Source organism: Corynebacterium kozikiae (genome assembly GCF_024580965.1).
In the GTDB taxonomy this organism is placed as follows: domain Bacteria; phylum Actinomycetota; class Actinomycetes; order Mycobacteriales; family Mycobacteriaceae; genus Corynebacterium; species Corynebacterium kozikiae.
This window is the reverse complement of sequence record NZ_JANIKJ010000015.1, coordinates 1-14,711: the sequence shown is the minus strand read 5'-3', so window position 1 is coordinate 14,711 and position 14,711 is coordinate 1. Positions and strand designations below refer to the sequence as shown.

The following is a 14,711-nucleotide window of genomic DNA, read 5'->3' as shown; positions in this document are numbered from 1 at the left end:
TTAGACCTCCACTTTTCCGGTCACTACGTCCGTGATGAGCACCTGACGGCGTTTGAGCAAAAGCTCCTTTAACTCAATACATTCGGTGATGATGGTGTCAGTTTTGGCCGTCTCCTCATCGAGGAAGTCCGCGATACGATGCTGCGTGTCGAGGTCGGGGAGGGGAATTCCGTAGTTCCGCAACGTAGACATATTTAGCGTCGGAACAGTCCCCGGATTTAGAATTAAGTCGATATTCAAAATACTCAAAGCGTATGGGAAGAATCGGGTGCAAATTGAATCCTGGCGTGGAATTAATGCGAGCATGTTGTTGTCAATGCAGCATGTGTATTGATTGATGCGGACTTTCTTAAGGCGCACAGCTTCGCCAATTTTCGCAACGATCGCACTGGCGGGTGGAATTAAAGTGGCACTCAGTTGCCTGGCTTTTTCGGCTGAAACGCTATTAGCCTTGTCTATGATAGTCAAGCCGTCTGCTGCCACTTTGGACAAGGACGAAACTTTGTAAAAAGGATACTGTTGGTCTGTAACTCCCTGCTCGTCAATGGGAAAACCAGTGCCTGAAACAAACCTGCTGAAAAAATGTAGTTTCACCTTCGGATGCGAAGCCATTGTTTCTGAATCGGGGATGCCGTGGGACACTGCTTGGGTGACTGACCTTAATTTTCGGCTCTCCAACAACTCCACATACTCGTCCAGCTCGGCCACTAGGGTGTCGATCTGTTTGGTTTCATGGTCGAGATAGTTTGCGATACGACGTTGCGTTTCAATGTCCGGGAGAGGAATCCGGAATCTTGATAGTTTCTCTGCCGGCAAGTGGGAAATAGATACTGTATTGATAAGGCGAGCAAAGTTGCCTTCCAAAAACGCACTTAAGAAGACATAAAGTAGATATCTCGGCTCACTTAAGCCGTCAATCTTGCGGACTCGGAGAACGGAATTTTGAAAACCGCAATTTTCTAAGTCTTCTAGGGCAATGGCTGGCTTGCCGCTGGCTCCACCTTCTGCTAAAAGCAAGTCGCCAGCACGAATGTCAAGGGCGCACGCTTCGGATTTTGTGAACCACATTTCGCGCTCGGAGTGTTCCATGTCGAGGATGCCATAGTCTCGGATGTTCGCGGCGTGGACGTACCGTTGCAGAACGTCATTTGAATTCTTTGGCGTATTTGTGACCATTTTTCCGAGCATTACTTCTGTTGCAAATCCCACCGGCACCATAGGAAACGCAGCCATTATTTCTGTACCTCCGCCAACAGCTTCTGGATCAAGGCCAGCTTTTCGTCGATCTTTCGGTCGAGTTCTTCCAACGTTTCGGTTTCTTCGGGCTTGTAGAACAGTCGGGTCATTGGGATTTCGTAGCCGATCTTCACATCGGCTTCGTTCCACACAAGGTCTGGGGCGAAGGGGTACACCTCACGCGCCATGTGCTCTTCGATGTTTTCAGTTCGTGGTATGCGCTCCACAATCTTTGAACCTGCATCAATCACTGGGTTGCCTTTGTGATCGATAGCTTCTGGCGCGGTGTCATCATCCACTGCTACAGCTTGCATGATGTGTGCGAGCAGGGTTGCACTCATCTTTAAGCCAGCGGCCTTTGCCTGGGTCTTTAAGTGGTTGGGGAGATCATTCCATGCCACGCCCTCACATGAACGAATCACAGCTTCATGTCCGGTGAGGGCGGACTTGTGCTCCATAGCTGCTCGCACGGTGTCGTCGGTAATAAGCGTTGCGTAGTGCTTCACCCGGAACATTGGCACGTCATAGAAAGAGAGGTCCTTCGCGGTGACAATTTTGGAAAGCTCTGGGTCAGCCTGATCGAACTGCGCGTACAGAGTTGAAATCGCTGCGCGGTCTTCCTCGGAGAAGTAGCGGCGCTTATTGCCCATGGACTTGCGCATTGGAGTCCACTGTGCGGTTGCGTCGATGAGCTGAATCTTGCCTCTACGCCGTGGCTCCTTGTTCTTATCCACGATCCAGATATAGGTGGCAATGCCGGTGTTGTGGAACATGTCCGTTGGCAGAGCGATGATTGCATCAAGGAAATCTTCCTCGATCAGCCATTGGCGAATCTGGTCTGCCCCTGAACCAGCAGCTCCGGTGAACAGTGGGGAACCGTTGGTAACAACACCGCCACGGCCACCCTTTGTAGTACCTTCTTCAGCGTCCTTGAGCTTGTCTACTACGTGGCAGAGGAACAGCATCTGCCCATCAGATACCGGTGGCAGGCCGTGAGAAAAACGGGATCCCTCGCGATTTGCCTCGGCGATTACCGCGTTTTTCGATTTCTTCCAATCAGAGCCATAAGGCGGGTTGGAGAGCACGTAATCGAACTGTTGGCCCTCGTAGCGGTCATTGACCAGGGTGTCGCCAAACTGAAGGGCGTTGGGATCAACGCCGGATACCACTAGGTCAGAGCGGCCAAGTGCAAAAGACTTCGGCATGATCTCTTGGCCAAACAGACCAACCTGAATGTTGCCATTCAGTTCTTCCATCGCATTTTTGGCTACCAGCAACATGCCGCAGGTTCCGGCGGCTGGGTCGTACACAGTTCGTGCCGGAGCTTTGCCCTGGAGGCCGTCATCGTCGGAGTTGAGCAGCACATCCACCATCAAGCGGATGATCTCACGCGAAGTGTAGTATTCACCGGCTACCTGCCCGTTTTCGGAGAAAGAGCGGTACATGAGTTCCTCGAACAGGTCCCCCATGGCGTTTTCTGCGCTCTGCTCATTGCCCTTAGCTAAGGCTTCGTTTGACAAGTCAATGCCAGCAAAGTGAGCCACCACGCCCCACAGAACATTGCCTTCCTCTAACGTCTGCAAGAGTTCCGGGAACTTGAACGCCTTCCACACATCACGGACAGTCTCATTGAAGCTATCCAGGTATGCGAGCATGCCAGCCATCACGTTGTCATCTGAGTTGGCAATCACCTCCAAAGACAGCGGGGAAGAAGAATAGAACGGTAACTTGTGCTTAGCCAGAACCATCGCGTCCACCAGGTGGTCAGGCATGTGCTCTACTTCTTTGACGGTCTCCAGGACTGCGGTTTTGGTGCCCTTCAACGCACACTCCATGCGCCGCAGCACGGTAAACGGGAGGATGTAATCGCCATAGCTTTGGCGTGAAACGGTGCCGCGGAGGTAGGTGTCCGCGGTGCCCCATACAGCCTGGTAGATGGAGTTGGAGGAAGCCACAGCAATCATTCCTTATGGTTTGAGGGACGTGTTCTTTGATGACCTCATTACTTTAGCCGCCGCAACTGACAATCATGGTCTACGCAGTCGGTTTGTGCGAACACTATTTCGGTTGGGGAACCCAACAGGATCAGGAGCAGCGCCGGAGCGGTGGTTGTTGGTTCGGTGGGACAGTGAGCGTCTGAATTTGATGCTTGGCAGAAAACAATACTCTGGAGAAGTAGATGTCAGAATTGACAAGGTGGGTCTCGAGTTCGACAGGGGAACTAGCCCTAGAGAGTCTCGGTATTGTGGACAAAAAACCAGTTAGCTGAGTGGGGAGTTTCGTGGCCTCCTCCGCGAGGGTGGAAAGAAGGTCTAGTTGAGGAGTCGAAGGGTTTACCGCATGAGAAGTAGTGTGCATGTTCGTTTCTTTGGGTGCGCTTGGAGACGCGGTTTTACGGAAGAGAGCGGGGGCCAGAAGGGCCAAGTAGCGTCCCGGGGTGGTGAATCTGTATGGTCGCTCTGCTTCTGACGGTCGCTGCGGTACTGGGCCTCGTGATCGTGGCTAATGCGACGGGCGTGGCCTCGGTGGGCTTCGTTATCACAACAACTCTCCTGGGCTTGGGGCTCGCCCCCTTTGTCGGCGACTCGCTGGAGCGCCATATCCCGAGCTCCCAGTGGGATCGTCTTTCTCTCTCGCGAGACGCCAGTCGCCGATGGGGAGTGGAACTATTCAATGCCTTTCTCTCATGGATTGGGTGGAACAGGCTTATTTTCTCCCTGCGGAGAGATGAGGCATCCGGGGCGATGAAGGACAGGGAGTCGAGACCCGTGATGGCGGCGGCGGCCGGCCATGCATGGGCGTTCCTGCTCCATGCAGTTACCGCGGTCTGGGCCAGCGTGGCCGGTGGATGGGTGTCCCTTTTGCCTCTCCTGACGGTCGGGGTCGTCTGCCACCTCTATCCGGTCCTGCTGCAGATCCATGTGCTGACCCGATTGAGGGAGAGGTAAGGCCGATGGCGGGGAAGTATACGTCGTATTAAGTACACCCCAAGGAGGCGGAAGGGCTGGGTGCTTATCCGAGCTCTAATTCGCTTGTGGCTAAGCCGGACCGCTGAGCATCTTCGAGAAGCTCACCTATTTCGCTAATCATATGCTGACTCAATTGGATGGTTTATTATCCCCTGGTGGTGGAAATTTTTCCGGATCCCATATTGACACTATGGTCTTTGCTGAAATAAATGTTCCCGCGCCGAAAATGAGGGATACAAGCGCTGCGGTTAATAAGTAGGTTTCAAACCCTCCTGGCCTAATCCATATAAAAAATACAATGGAACAAAATAAACTAAAAGCACCGAGCTTCACTTTGGAGTTTAGTGTCTTTTTATTCTCGCCAAGGTGACGGCGGTGGTTTATTACGGTAAAGATGATTCCTGTAATGAGGCCCCAAATGATCCCTGCCATCAGGGCGGGAACGGCGACTAGTATCACTGGTTCTCCTAGGGGTGGATGAATATCGATTAGCTTGTTCTTGTTGCAGTTGAAGAAGCACAGTTTTTTGGAATGCCCTCTAGGGAAATTGGGTTATTCAAATCAACTAGCGGAAACTCGCCTTGGTTCCATTCTGCTGCAAGCTGATATGCATCAATGTACTCAGATTCGGGAGATGTGCCGACGGGTTTTTGTGAGGACATGGTCCTTGCTGAACGGATGTATTTATCACTTGTGAGGTAGTCTACAGATGAATTGACGATTCTTCCGCGTAGATTTCTAGCAAGGCTGGACCATACATAATTAGCAAGAGTTTCGGAATTCAGGGGTCCGAGTTTCGATGCTCCCGTAGGGGGTCCCCATTCTCGAACCTCCATAAAAATCTGATTCTCTCCTCGCATGCCCCATGCAGGAGCATTGTAAAATTGGAAGCTAATAGTGCGTCCTGCGCCCTCAAAGTGTCCAGGGAGTGATTTGAAAGCAAAACCGTCCTTTGTTACGGACTGAAGCGTCCTGGGTTTAGTTCCGCTTCTTTTACGACCCTGTGTTGATGGGCTCGGTGAGATGGTACTCGGTTTCCACTTGAAGCGACCGGTGCCATGTTGGCGATCTAGTTGATCTTCTTGGGATCAGAGACGCCCAGCTTTTTCGACAGATAAGCCTTGGGGAACAGGTGATGGCGTTCAACGCCCTTAGTTGAGGTAATAACCAGGTCGAACCTGAGAAGGCCATCCTTGCCCGCCGGGGGCCTTGGTGGAGAGTGCCTGCCACATCTGGTTACGTTGAGGCATACCTTTTGGGATCTTTACATGGCACATGTTTCGTTTGTTTCGTTTATTCGGTAATGTGGTGGCATGTCACACCTACAGGACAATGAACTCGCCAGCACAGCGGCCACAGCCCGTAAGGCTTTGCAGAAAATTAACCGCGTCCTGAGCGATACATCTACGAATAAGGACGTCAAGGTCGTTGTGGAGGACTCCGATCAAGTTATCCGTCTACCTCGAGAAGTAGCCAAAGTACTCCGGGAGATCCTGGTTAATTCTGCAGCCGGCAGATCGGTAGGCGTGATCCCTATGCGGGCCGAGCTAACCACCCAGCAAGCAGCTAACTTGCTTAATGTCTCTCGTCCGCATGTCATTAAATTAATGGATGACGGCATCTTGCCCGGACATAAGGTTGGCACGCATCGGCGTATCTATGCGGCCGACGTGCAGGCCTACAAACACCAACGAGATATTGACACCCGCACAGCTGCAGATAATCTCACTGCCCTGACCGAGGAGATGGGGCTGTACGAGTGAGCGGCTTTACCGTTGTCTACGACGCCAACGTGCTGTATCCCACTATGTTACGCGACATCCTGATCAGATTGGCAGGCACAGATATTTACCAAGCCCGGTGGACCGAGGACATCTTGGATGAGGTCTTTCGCAATCTCCAGGCCAACCGGCCAGATCTTGACCCCAGTAAACTGCGCCGAACCAGAGAGCTGATGTGTCAGGCTGTGGATGATTGTCTGGTGACTGGGTATGAAGATTTAATTGAGTCATTGTCTTTGCCGGATCCTGATGACCGTCATGTTCTTGCTGCGGCGGACCTCGGAGAGGCTTCTGATACACCAAACTGGTTTCTCGGAGCGCAATAATCAGCCGCAGCCCCTGCACAGCAAAAAAACCCACCGCCGAAGCGGTGGGCTCTTACTTGGTCGGACTGACAGGATTTGAACCTGCGACCCCCACACCCCCAGTGTGGTGCGCTACCAAACTGCGCCACAGCCCGATTACTGCTTGCCGCCCAATTGGGCAACACCGATCAGGTTACACCAGTGTGAGCATTCCGGGGAAATTGGCAGGCCAGGGCAGTTTAGGAAGGCAAAGCGTCCACGTACACCCAGCGGCCATCCACCCGGCTGAACGTGGAGTGCTCGTGTTGCACGCCGCCTTCGTAGTAGGCATTGAACTCCACCGTGCCTTCCGCGGAAAACATCGTGCCTCCAGTGGTTTGCAGAATCTCCAATCCCAGCCACTGCATGTCCGGGGAAAGGTCCAAGGACGCTGGTCTGGTCCTTGGGTGCCAGCTACGCATGAGGTACTCGGAATCCTCGAGCACGAAGGCCGTGTAGCGCGACTGCATGAGCGCCCGCGCGGTTGGTGCATCCTTAGCGCCGGAAAGCAGAGGCTCGCAGCAGTTGCCAAAGCTCAGCGCACCTTCTCGGCCCTGGTGTCCTTGGCCGCATGGGCAGGGTGCATCCAATGGGTACCCAGCAGTCATTGCCTGCCCCTACGCTTCCGCGTCTTCGATGATGCGGGCATCAGGGATGAGCGCTGCGATCTCGTGCTCCCGTGCGGCGTCGAGGAGTTGGGCCTTGTGGGCGTCGGTAAGTGCGCCCGTGAAGCGCAGCGCAACAGTGATCTGGCTGCCGTGCTTGGTTGCGGTGGCTTGGACGTGCTCCAGTTCGTGGATTTTGGCGTCTTTTGCTGCGATGCGCACGGTTTGGGAAACGCCGGCTGCCAGAGCGGAAAGCATGAGGCCGGTGGGGGAGATGCCCTGGCCTTTGCCACCGGCGGACTTTTCGCGGTCGGTGGTCAGCGTGTTGGTGCCGGTGTGGACGAGGTCCGTAAAGCGGCCCGCCTGGGTGGAGCTGGCTACGGCAACGTGTTCGGGAAGCTCGGCAAGCTCTTGGGCCTCGGGGCGCAGATGCTGGCCAACCCAATCCACAATGAGGCGTGCGGCGAACTGGGCCGCCCCCTGCTTGGTCACCAAGTGATCAACCTGGTGCAGGGAAACCAGGGACTTGGGGAAGCGTGTGGTGGTGTAGATGAGCTGCGCGTTTTCTACGCCTACGGTTTGGTCAATCGGGGAGTGCAGGATCAGCAGCGGCTTGCGCAGTTTGGGGAGGTATTCCTCGGGGTTGGTTTCGGCGAGGTCCTCCAGGAACTCGCGGGAAATGGTGATGTCACGCCCGCCGAGGGTGAGGGTGACGGCGCCGGTTTCATCTACCTCGGAGATGCGGTCGGCGAAGTGGAGAACGGCGTGGGCTGGATCGAAAGGCGCGCCAATGGTGGCCACCGCGCGGAGCTTCTTGAGTTGGGTTGCCGCCTTCAGTGCTGCCGCGCCGCCAAGCGAGTGGCCAATCAGTAACTGAGGGGCGCTGTAGTGTTCGCTCATCCACTGGTAGGCCGCCTTGATGTCTTCCACGTTCTCACTAAAGGAGGTCTCGTGGAAGTTGCCCTCGGATTGGCCAAGCCCAGGGAAGTCGAAGCGCAAACACGCGATGCCGTGCTCCGCGAGCTCCTTTGATGCACGCGAAGCCGCAGGTGTAAACCGCGAACCCGTAAAGCAGTGCGCAAACATTGCGAAGGCGGTGGGCGTGGAATCTGGCATGTCAATTGTGCCGGCCATCTGGTAGCCCTTGGAGGAGGGCACCTTCACGTTCACGGAATGCACTGGGCGGTTTACCTTTCTCAGGTTCTGGGTCTCGGGTGGGGTTGGGGTTGGGGAGGAAGATCGCGTTGGGTTGGAAAGCTGCAATTGCCCGTTGCTCTTCACACGGCAAAAGCACACGGCAATAACACACGGAAGCAACGTATGTGAGCAACGTACTAGAGCACAGAGTAGAGCAATGCTGTGCCGTAAACTACGGCAGCACCGCTAAAGTGGGTGTCAGTTTGCTTAAACAGCGCACCCCTTTGAAATCTAGGTCACCTAAGCGGCGTTTTTCCGCGAGTGCCCACACCCAGATTTCAGTGCGCAAAGCTTGCACAAAGGTACTGCTGCCAGACGATTTGCAGGAAGAAGTGATACACCGTGGCTGGTTTGAAATGGTTTTGGAACGCCCTTGATGGCAAATCCGGGCGCAACCAAAAACGCAGCCTCGGCATTGTAGAACGGGCAGGGCAGAAGGCGGGAGAACTCGCCCATCTCGATGACGCCGCCCTGCGCGAGCTCGTGATGAGTGCCGCTGGCAAGGGCGCGGTAGTCAAGGGCACGTCTGGGAAGGGCGCGTCCGGCAAGAGTAATCCCCCGCGCCTCGCGGACCCCGAGACATTCCTAGCAGGCCTCCAGGTGGCCTCCGAGCGCACGCTAGGTTTGCGCCCGTTCCCCGTGCAGTTGCAGGCAGTCCTGCGCCTGCTAGAAGGCGACGTGATCCAAATGGCTACCGGCGAGGGCAAAACCCTGGTGGGCGCCATGGCAGCAACGGGGTTTGGGCTGCTGGGTAAGCGGGTGCACGTGGTCACCGTGAATGAATACTTGGCCGGGCGTGACCAGGAGTGGATGCGCCCGCTCGTGGAGTTCTTCGGCTTGAGCTCCTCCCACATCGCTGAGGAAATGGGGCCGGGGGAGCGTCGGCAAGCGTACCTTGCAAACGTTGTGTACGGCCCCGTCAACGAGCTGGGCTTTGATGTGCTGCGCGACCAACTGATCACCCGCAGTGAGGACGCCGTAGTTGCCGCGCCTGACGTGGCGATTGTGGACGAGGCCGACTCCGTGCTTATCGACGAAGCGCTGGTGCCCCTGGTCCTCGCCGGCAGCGCACCGGGCGAGGCGCCACGCGGCAGGATCACGCAGGTAGTGCGGCGGCTCAAGGAAAAAGAGCACTTCACCGTAAGCGACGACGCCCGCACCGCACACCTCACCGAGGCAGGCGCCCACGCCGTGGAGCAGGCGCTGGGGATTCACAGCCTCTACGACTCAGAGCATGTGGGCAGCACCCTAGTTCAGGTGAACCTGGCGCTGCATGCACACGCGCTGGTCCACCGAGATGTCCACTACATTGTCCGCGAAGGCAAAGTGGCGCTCATTGACGCCTCCAAAGGCCGCGTAGCGCAACTGCAGCGCTGGCCCGACGGTGTGCAGGCTGCGGTGGAAGCGAAAGAGGGCCTCGCTGTAACCGAGGGAGGCAAGATCCTAGACACCATCACCATCCAGGCGCTCATGGGGCGTTACCCGCTGGTGTGCGGCATGACCGGCACCGCCGTTGAAGCCACCGACCAACTGCGCCAGTTTTACAACCTGCACATTTCCCTAATCGAACCCAACGTGCCCAACATTCGCAATGACTACGCGGACCGCGTCTACGCCACCGCCACGGAGAAGTTCCAAGCGATTGTTTCCGATATTGCTGCGATCCACGCCACCGGGCAGCCCGTGCTCGTGGGCACCCAGGACGTCGCCGAATCCGAAGCCCTGGCGCAGGCACTTGAGGAACAAGGGATCCAGGCGGCGGTGCTCAATGCGAAGAACGATGCGCACGAAGCTGCAATCATCGCCCAAGCAGGCGGGCTCGGGCAGGTCACGGTGTCTACGCAGATGGCCGGACGTGGCACCGACATTCGCCTCGGTGGGGTGGACGGCGCAAACTATGAGGAAGTTGTAGCAGCCGGTGGGCTGGCGGTTATTGGCTCCAGCCGATACCGCACGCAGCGCCTGGACAACCAACTCCGCGGGCGTGCAGGGCGCCAAGGTGACCCCGGAATGTCACAGTTCTACGTGTCCCTAGAGGATGATCTGCTGCTAGCGGGCGGCGACGGCGCAGAGATCGGGGCAACCCCAGACGCCACCGGGCTGATCCAATCCAAGAAGGTGGAAAACTTTATTGGGCACTGCCAGCGCGTCACCGAAGGTGAGCTGTTGGAAATCCACGCCCAGACGTGGAAGTACAACCAACTGCTGGCGGACCAGCGCGAAATCATTGTGGAACGCCGCAAGAACATCTTGGAGAGTAACCAAGCTTGGCAGGAGCTGGCTGCGGCGAACCCGCAGCGGGCTGAGCAGTTGCAGGGCGAGGTTCCTGGCGAGGTGTTGGAGCAGGCGGCGCGAGAAATCATGCTGTTTCACTTGGACAACGCCTGGAGTGAGCACCTAGCCCTCATGGATGACGTCCGTGAGTCCATCCACCTGCGCGCCATTGCGAGGGAAACCCCGATTGACGAGTTCCACCGCATCGCCGTGCGCGAGTTCAAAGAATTGGCGCAGCGGGCTGTGGATGAGGCCGTGGAAACGTTTGGAACGGTTGCTATTGACGCCGCAGGCGCGCACCTTGAGGATGCCGGCCTGATACGCCCCTCCGCCACCTGGACGTACATGGTGTCCGATAACCCGCTCCAAAACTCCGGCAACGGCGTGCTTCGGGGGATTGGCAACATATTCCGTTAAACGGGAGAGGGGAGCGTCGGAAGCTGCTGCTTGTGCGCGGTGCTTGAAACCGAGCGCGGCGCGCCTGCGTGGGTGAAGTTTGAGGGAACTTCCCCACACATTCTTGAGCCGGCCACCTGCCTAGGCTCTGTTGCCCGCGCTGAGGTGGATTGCAGGTGTATTGCGGCGGTTGAACTATGTCTGAACAATGTGGCCGCGTTTTCAATTCTCAGCGAGCCCATATCCTTCCAGGTGAGGGCATGGCCACAGCGTTCGGGTGCCCCACGATTTTGTTTAGGTTGGCGTAGTGTAGGGGGAAGCTGGCTAAGATATGAAGCATTGAATCAGTGCGTGCAATCAGAGGCGATTGGATGCCATGAGCAATCAACTTGGAGGTTGAACAATGAGTGACAACAACGTGACTCCAGATATGCAGGTGGAAACCACCTCTGTGTTCCGCGCAGACCTGCTTAAGGAAATGGAGTCCGGTGCAAGCGCGTCCCCAGCGTCTGGCACTGATGTCACCCCACCAGCAGGTGCAGGCATGCTCGTGGTAAAGCGTGGGCCAAACGCTGGTGCACGCTTCCTGTTGGATCGTGAAACCACCACCGCTGGCCGCCACCCAGACTCGGACATCTTCTTGGATGACGTCACCGTGTCCCGCCGCCACGCAGAGTTCCGCATCAACGACGGCCAGTTTGAGGTAGTGGACGTGGGAAGCCTCAATGGAACCTATGTGAACCGCGAGCCACGTAACTCCTCTCCGCTGTCCACCGGTGACGAGGTTCAGATTGGCAAGTTCCGCCTGGTGTTCCTGGCGGGCCCAGCAGCCTAAAGAACGCGGTTGTAGGAAGTAGTTGTAGGGACAAGGGAAAGAAGTAGATGGGCGCAGTACCTCAGAAAGCAACACCAGCTTCGGCTGGCGCTTCGCGCGCAGTAATTCCGGCGAAAGCTCCAAAGACCATGGCCATTGGAGTGGTACTGCAGCAGCTCACTGCCGAGTTTCCCGACGTCACCGTTTCTAAAATCCGCTTCCTGGAATCTGAAGGACTCATCTCCCCACAACGCACGGCGAGTGGCTACCGCCGTTTCACCCAGGCTGACGTTGACCGGCTCCGCTTCATCCTCACCACCCAACGTGACGCCTACCTGCCGCTGAAAGTGATCCGTGAGCAACTGGAGGCAATGGACTCCGGCCTTGTCACCGCCATCACGCCGCAGGTTGAACCAAGTGCACCAGTGGTAAGCCCGGAAAAGTTCCGCGGCACCGCCGGGGCAACGCGACTCAGCGAAGCTGACTTGGCAGCACGCGCCGAGATCACGGTTGAGCAGGTTCGAGCGCTGGCTAAAGGTGGGGTGATTGACGCAGACGCCTCCGGGTACTTCGACGCCGAAGACGCCCAAACCGCCGCTTTGGCAGTGCAGCTTGAAGCATTTGGCATCGATACCCGCCACTTGAAGAACCTGCGCAACACAGCAGCCCGCCAGGCAGACTTGGTTACCCGCGCGGTCAAGCCATTGGCGCACCAAAAGGGTGAAGGTGCAAAGCACGAGGCCCGCGAGCTTTCCCAGCAAGTGAGCGCACTGATGGTGTCACTGCATGCAAATCTGCTCAAGGCCGAGCTCAAAGACGAACTGGGTTCTTAGCCCATTTCTTGTATCAAGCGTTGTTGCAGTTGATGCGAGAGCGCCCCGCACACTAGCTGCCATTGGCCCCCGTGACTTTGGGGCCCGTTCACCGGTTGCGCAGTGGTGCGGGGTTTTCAACGTTTCAGGGGTAACGTGGGGGACTAGCCAATTCCACAAGACATCCTTAAGGGAAGGAAACACATGGCCCAGCACGAATTGAGTTACCAAGGCCCGATCGGTCTGGGCCCAGAACACTTCCCCTGCCTGGTGTTCTGGTGGCCCGCGCGCGGCCGGGTGCTGCCAATTTGGGTGGAGGACGATGCAGGCTGGGCGCACCTCCAGCACGTCAATGAGCAGGAGGGACGCAGGCCAACCGCAATTGACCTCCTGATGGAAGTGCTCGCAATGTCCGGCCGCGAACTAAGCCAAGTAGTGATCTCCACCTACTTCAACGGCGAGTTCACTGCCACCTTGGAGTTCGAGGACGGCTTTGAGATGGACGCCCGCCCCTCCGACGCAACGCTGCTCGCCCTCAAAGTCGGCGTACCAATCCTCGCCGAGGAGGAAGTTCTCAATCAGGCCAGCATCTTCATGAACGACGAAGACCTGCGCACCTACCTCCAGCTCGGGCCGCTGCCTCGTGAGGAGGAGCCTGCCGACGTCGGCGGTGCGGGCGCAGCGTCTGCTTCAGGCGATGCGCAGGCGGATGCAGATTTTTCTGCCTTAATGGCGGAGCTCGGGATCTCGGAGGACGACCTCTCGTTGGATGTGGAGGATGACGCCTTCAGTTTCGGTGAAACAGATGTGACTGATGAGACTGATGGGGCCGATGGGACTGAAGATGACAATGGTGCAATTTAGGTTTAAACTTCAACTTGAGGTTTAAGTTATGGGCGTGTCGTGAGGGAAACCCTTGACCCTGTTCTAACCTTGCTAAAGAATATGAAGCATCGGTTTTCATCAACTGCGAGCGCTTCAACGAAGATTTTCACAGTACCGCGAGGAGCAAGGCATGTCTCTGGAGATCAAGCCTGAGGAGATGGGTGTGCAAGACACCCTGTTTGACGTGGGGCCAGACGAGGAAGTGGGCTACCGCGTTCCTATTGCTTGCCAGGTTGCAGGCATCACCTACCGTCAGCTTGACTACTGGGCACGCACTAAGCTCGTTGTGCCATCCATCCGCGGTGCTCACGGTTCCGGCTCCCAGCGTTTGTACTCCTTCAAGGACATCCTGGTGCTGAAGATCGTCAAGCGACTCTTGGACACCGGTATTTCTTTGCAGAACATTCGCCTCGCCGTAGAGAAGCTGCGTGACCTTGGCGTGAACGACCTCGCGGAGATCACATTGGTTTCCGATGGCAAGACGGTGTACGAATGCCGTTCTGCGGAAGAAGTATTTGACCTCCTGGGTGACGGCCAGGGCGTGTTTGGCATCGCGGTGCCAGGCATTATGCGCGAACTCACCGGCACCATTTCCTCCTTCCCATCCGAGCGGATTGAGGAGGACCTTGATGGTCCGCAGGTGATCGCTATGGATGAGCTCGCCGCAAGGCGCAGGCGCAAGAGCTCCTAGTTTTACGGTAAAGAATCGGGCCCTCCGAGCTGCAACACGGAGGGCCCTTTTTGCGTTGCTCCCCAATTGGGTGTGCGTTGGCTCGGTAACGGGGGTAGTTTTCAGTACACCCCCTATTGAGAGGCGCGGAGCCCCTCTTTTTTGGGTTTGTGTTTGGGACGTCGGTGCCGAGGGGGCTACTGATTTGGTTTCCGAAGAGCTAAACGGATTTCCATATTTGGTTTTGTGGGTTTTGTTCCGATTCTCATGAAAGCCCAGGGATTGGTTGCGTTTCCTCCATTTGAACCATGTGCTGGATGCTCCCTAATTTTTGTGCAGGATTTGAAATCCTTGCCCTCTCACCCTCTGCTCATCCCAGGCTCCCGATAGGGGAGTTGGGCGATCATTGTCCCTCATTTGGAAAGGTAGCTGAATGAAAAAGCTCGGTGTGATTGGTGCCAGTGCCTTGTTGGCCGGTGCCCTCTTGGTAGCACCTCAATCCACAGCAAACACTGTGGAAAAGCAAGCTGAATTCTCGTTTTCTTGTGAAAGGTTCATCTTTGCAACCGGAAGGTACGTACCCGGTCAAACACCCCGGTGGTGAAGTGTCCCGGGTTTTGTTCCGTTTGAGTAGATGGGAAAATCTGGAACATGCCAAAGAAGTTTGATCAGGATGCGAAGGACCGTGTGGTCCGCTTGGTTGAGGATCGTATTCTGGCGGAGAATCT

General features: G+C 56.4%; 13 protein-coding genes and 1 tRNA gene. 8 read left to right on the top strand and 6 right to left on the bottom strand.

What is annotated here, in order from left to right; all coding sequences use genetic code 11:
• Window positions 1-1,233, bottom strand: coding sequence for a restriction endonuclease subunit S (locus NQ018_RS08870; RefSeq protein WP_257060448.1), 1,233 nt, complete (start codon window positions 1,231-1,233; stop codon window positions 1-3).
• On the bottom strand, window positions 1,233-3,191 hold the full coding sequence (locus NQ018_RS08865) for a type I restriction-modification system subunit M (protein ID WP_257060446.1): 1,959 nt from the start codon (window positions 3,189-3,191) through the stop codon (window positions 1,233-1,235). Before NQ018_RS08865 ends, NQ018_RS08870 begins: the two co-directional genes overlap by 1 nt.
• A 495-nt stretch (window positions 3,192-3,686) precedes the next feature.
• Here NQ018_RS08865 and NQ018_RS08860 point away from each other — a divergent pair, with 495 nt between their 5' ends.
• Window positions 3,687-4,184: a hypothetical protein gene (locus NQ018_RS08860; RefSeq protein WP_257060445.1), complete on the top strand. Its 498-nt coding sequence runs from the start codon at window positions 3,687-3,689 to the stop codon at window positions 4,182-4,184.
• 150 nt (window positions 4,185-4,334) lie between these two features.
• Here the strand turns inward: NQ018_RS08860 and NQ018_RS08855 are convergent, their stop codons facing one another.
• Window positions 4,335-4,664, bottom strand: a complete 330-nt coding sequence (locus tag NQ018_RS08855; RefSeq protein ID WP_257060444.1) for a hypothetical protein — start codon at window positions 4,662-4,664, stop codon at window positions 4,335-4,337.
• Between the two features lie 854 nt (window positions 4,665-5,518).
• On the opposite strand from NQ018_RS08855, the gene NQ018_RS08850 reads away from it, so the two are divergent.
• Window positions 5,519-5,968, top strand: a complete 450-nt coding sequence (locus NQ018_RS08850; protein WP_257060443.1) for a helix-turn-helix domain-containing protein — start codon at window positions 5,519-5,521, stop codon at window positions 5,966-5,968.
• Window positions 5,965-6,312 carry a PIN domain-containing protein gene (locus NQ018_RS08845; protein ID WP_257060442.1) on the top strand — a complete coding sequence of 116 codons (348 nt, stop codon included), beginning with the start codon at window positions 5,965-5,967 and terminating at the stop codon, window positions 6,310-6,312. The genes NQ018_RS08850 and NQ018_RS08845 overlap by 4 nt, the downstream gene beginning before the upstream one ends.
• A gap of 57 nt (window positions 6,313-6,369) precedes the next feature.
• On the opposite strand, the gene NQ018_RS08840 is transcribed toward NQ018_RS08845, so the two are convergent.
• The 3 genes from NQ018_RS08840 to NQ018_RS08830 form a co-directional block, all read right to left on the bottom strand.
• Window positions 6,370-6,446 (bottom strand) — tRNA-Pro (locus NQ018_RS08840).
• 84 nt (window positions 6,447-6,530) lie between these two features.
• Window positions 6,531-6,938, bottom strand: a complete 408-nt coding sequence (locus NQ018_RS08835; protein ID WP_257060441.1) for a YchJ family protein — start codon at window positions 6,936-6,938, stop codon at window positions 6,531-6,533.
• Window positions 6,939-6,947: 9 nt separating this feature from the next.
• Entirely contained in the window at window positions 6,948-8,114 is a 1,167-nt protein-coding gene (locus NQ018_RS08830) for a bifunctional alpha/beta hydrolase/OsmC family protein (protein WP_257060439.1), read from the bottom strand.
• Between the two features lie 360 nt (window positions 8,115-8,474).
• Here NQ018_RS08830 and secA2 point away from each other — a divergent pair, with 360 nt between their 5' ends.
• The 5 genes from secA2 to NQ018_RS08805 all read left to right on the top strand — a co-directional run bounded on the left by secA2 (window position 8,475) and on the right by NQ018_RS08805 (window position 14,004).
• A complete protein-coding gene (gene secA2 / locus NQ018_RS08825; RefSeq protein WP_257060431.1) occupies window positions 8,475-10,823 on the top strand; it encodes an accessory Sec system translocase SecA2 in 2,349 nt (782 codons plus the stop codon).
• 382 nt (window positions 10,824-11,205) lie between these two features.
• The gene (odhI, locus tag NQ018_RS08820; protein WP_257038152.1) at window positions 11,206-11,637 is read left to right on the top strand and encodes an oxoglutarate dehydrogenase inhibitor Odhl; all 432 of its coding nucleotides are present in this window, start codon (window positions 11,206-11,208) and stop codon (window positions 11,635-11,637) included.
• A 47-nt stretch (window positions 11,638-11,684) separates the two neighbouring features.
• On the top strand, window positions 11,685-12,449 hold the full coding sequence (ftsR, locus tag NQ018_RS08815; protein ID WP_257060430.1) for a transcriptional regulator FtsR: 765 nt from the start codon (window positions 11,685-11,687) through the stop codon (window positions 12,447-12,449).
• A 183-nt stretch (window positions 12,450-12,632) separates the two neighbouring features.
• Window positions 12,633-13,292: a bifunctional nuclease family protein gene (locus NQ018_RS08810; protein ID WP_257060429.1), complete on the top strand. Its 660-nt coding sequence runs from the start codon at window positions 12,633-12,635 to the stop codon at window positions 13,290-13,292.
• 151 nt (window positions 13,293-13,443) lie between these two features.
• Complete coding sequence (locus NQ018_RS08805; protein WP_306429010.1) at window positions 13,444-14,004, top strand: MerR family transcriptional regulator; 561 nt, start codon at window positions 13,444-13,446, stop codon at window positions 14,002-14,004.
• Window positions 14,005-14,711 lie beyond the last annotated feature (707 nt).

Excerpts from the sequence above, each read along its gene's own strand:
- NQ018_RS08870 (WP_257060448.1), bottom strand. The coding sequence starts at position 1,233 with ATGGCTGCGTTTCCTATGGTGCCGGTGGGATTTGCAACAGAAGTAATG.
- NQ018_RS08860 (WP_257060445.1), top strand. The coding sequence starts at position 3,687 with ATGGTCGCTCTGCTTCTGACGGTCGCTGCGGTACTGGGCCTCGTGATC.
- NQ018_RS08850 (WP_257060443.1), top strand. The coding sequence starts at position 5,519 with ATGTCACACCTACAGGACAATGAACTCGCCAGCACAGCGGCCACAGCC.
- NQ018_RS08835 (WP_257060441.1), bottom strand. The coding sequence starts at position 6,938 with ATGACTGCTGGGTACCCATTGGATGCACCCTGCCCATGCGGCCAAGGA.
- odhI (WP_257038152.1), top strand. The coding sequence starts at position 11,206 with ATGAGTGACAACAACGTGACTCCAGATATGCAGGTGGAAACCACCTCT.
- ftsR (WP_257060430.1), top strand. The coding sequence starts at position 11,685 with ATGGGCGCAGTACCTCAGAAAGCAACACCAGCTTCGGCTGGCGCTTCG.
- NQ018_RS08810 (WP_257060429.1), top strand. The coding sequence starts at position 12,633 with ATGGCCCAGCACGAATTGAGTTACCAAGGCCCGATCGGTCTGGGCCCA.
- NQ018_RS08805 (WP_306429010.1), top strand. The coding sequence starts at position 13,444 with ATGTCTCTGGAGATCAAGCCTGAGGAGATGGGTGTGCAAGACACCCTG.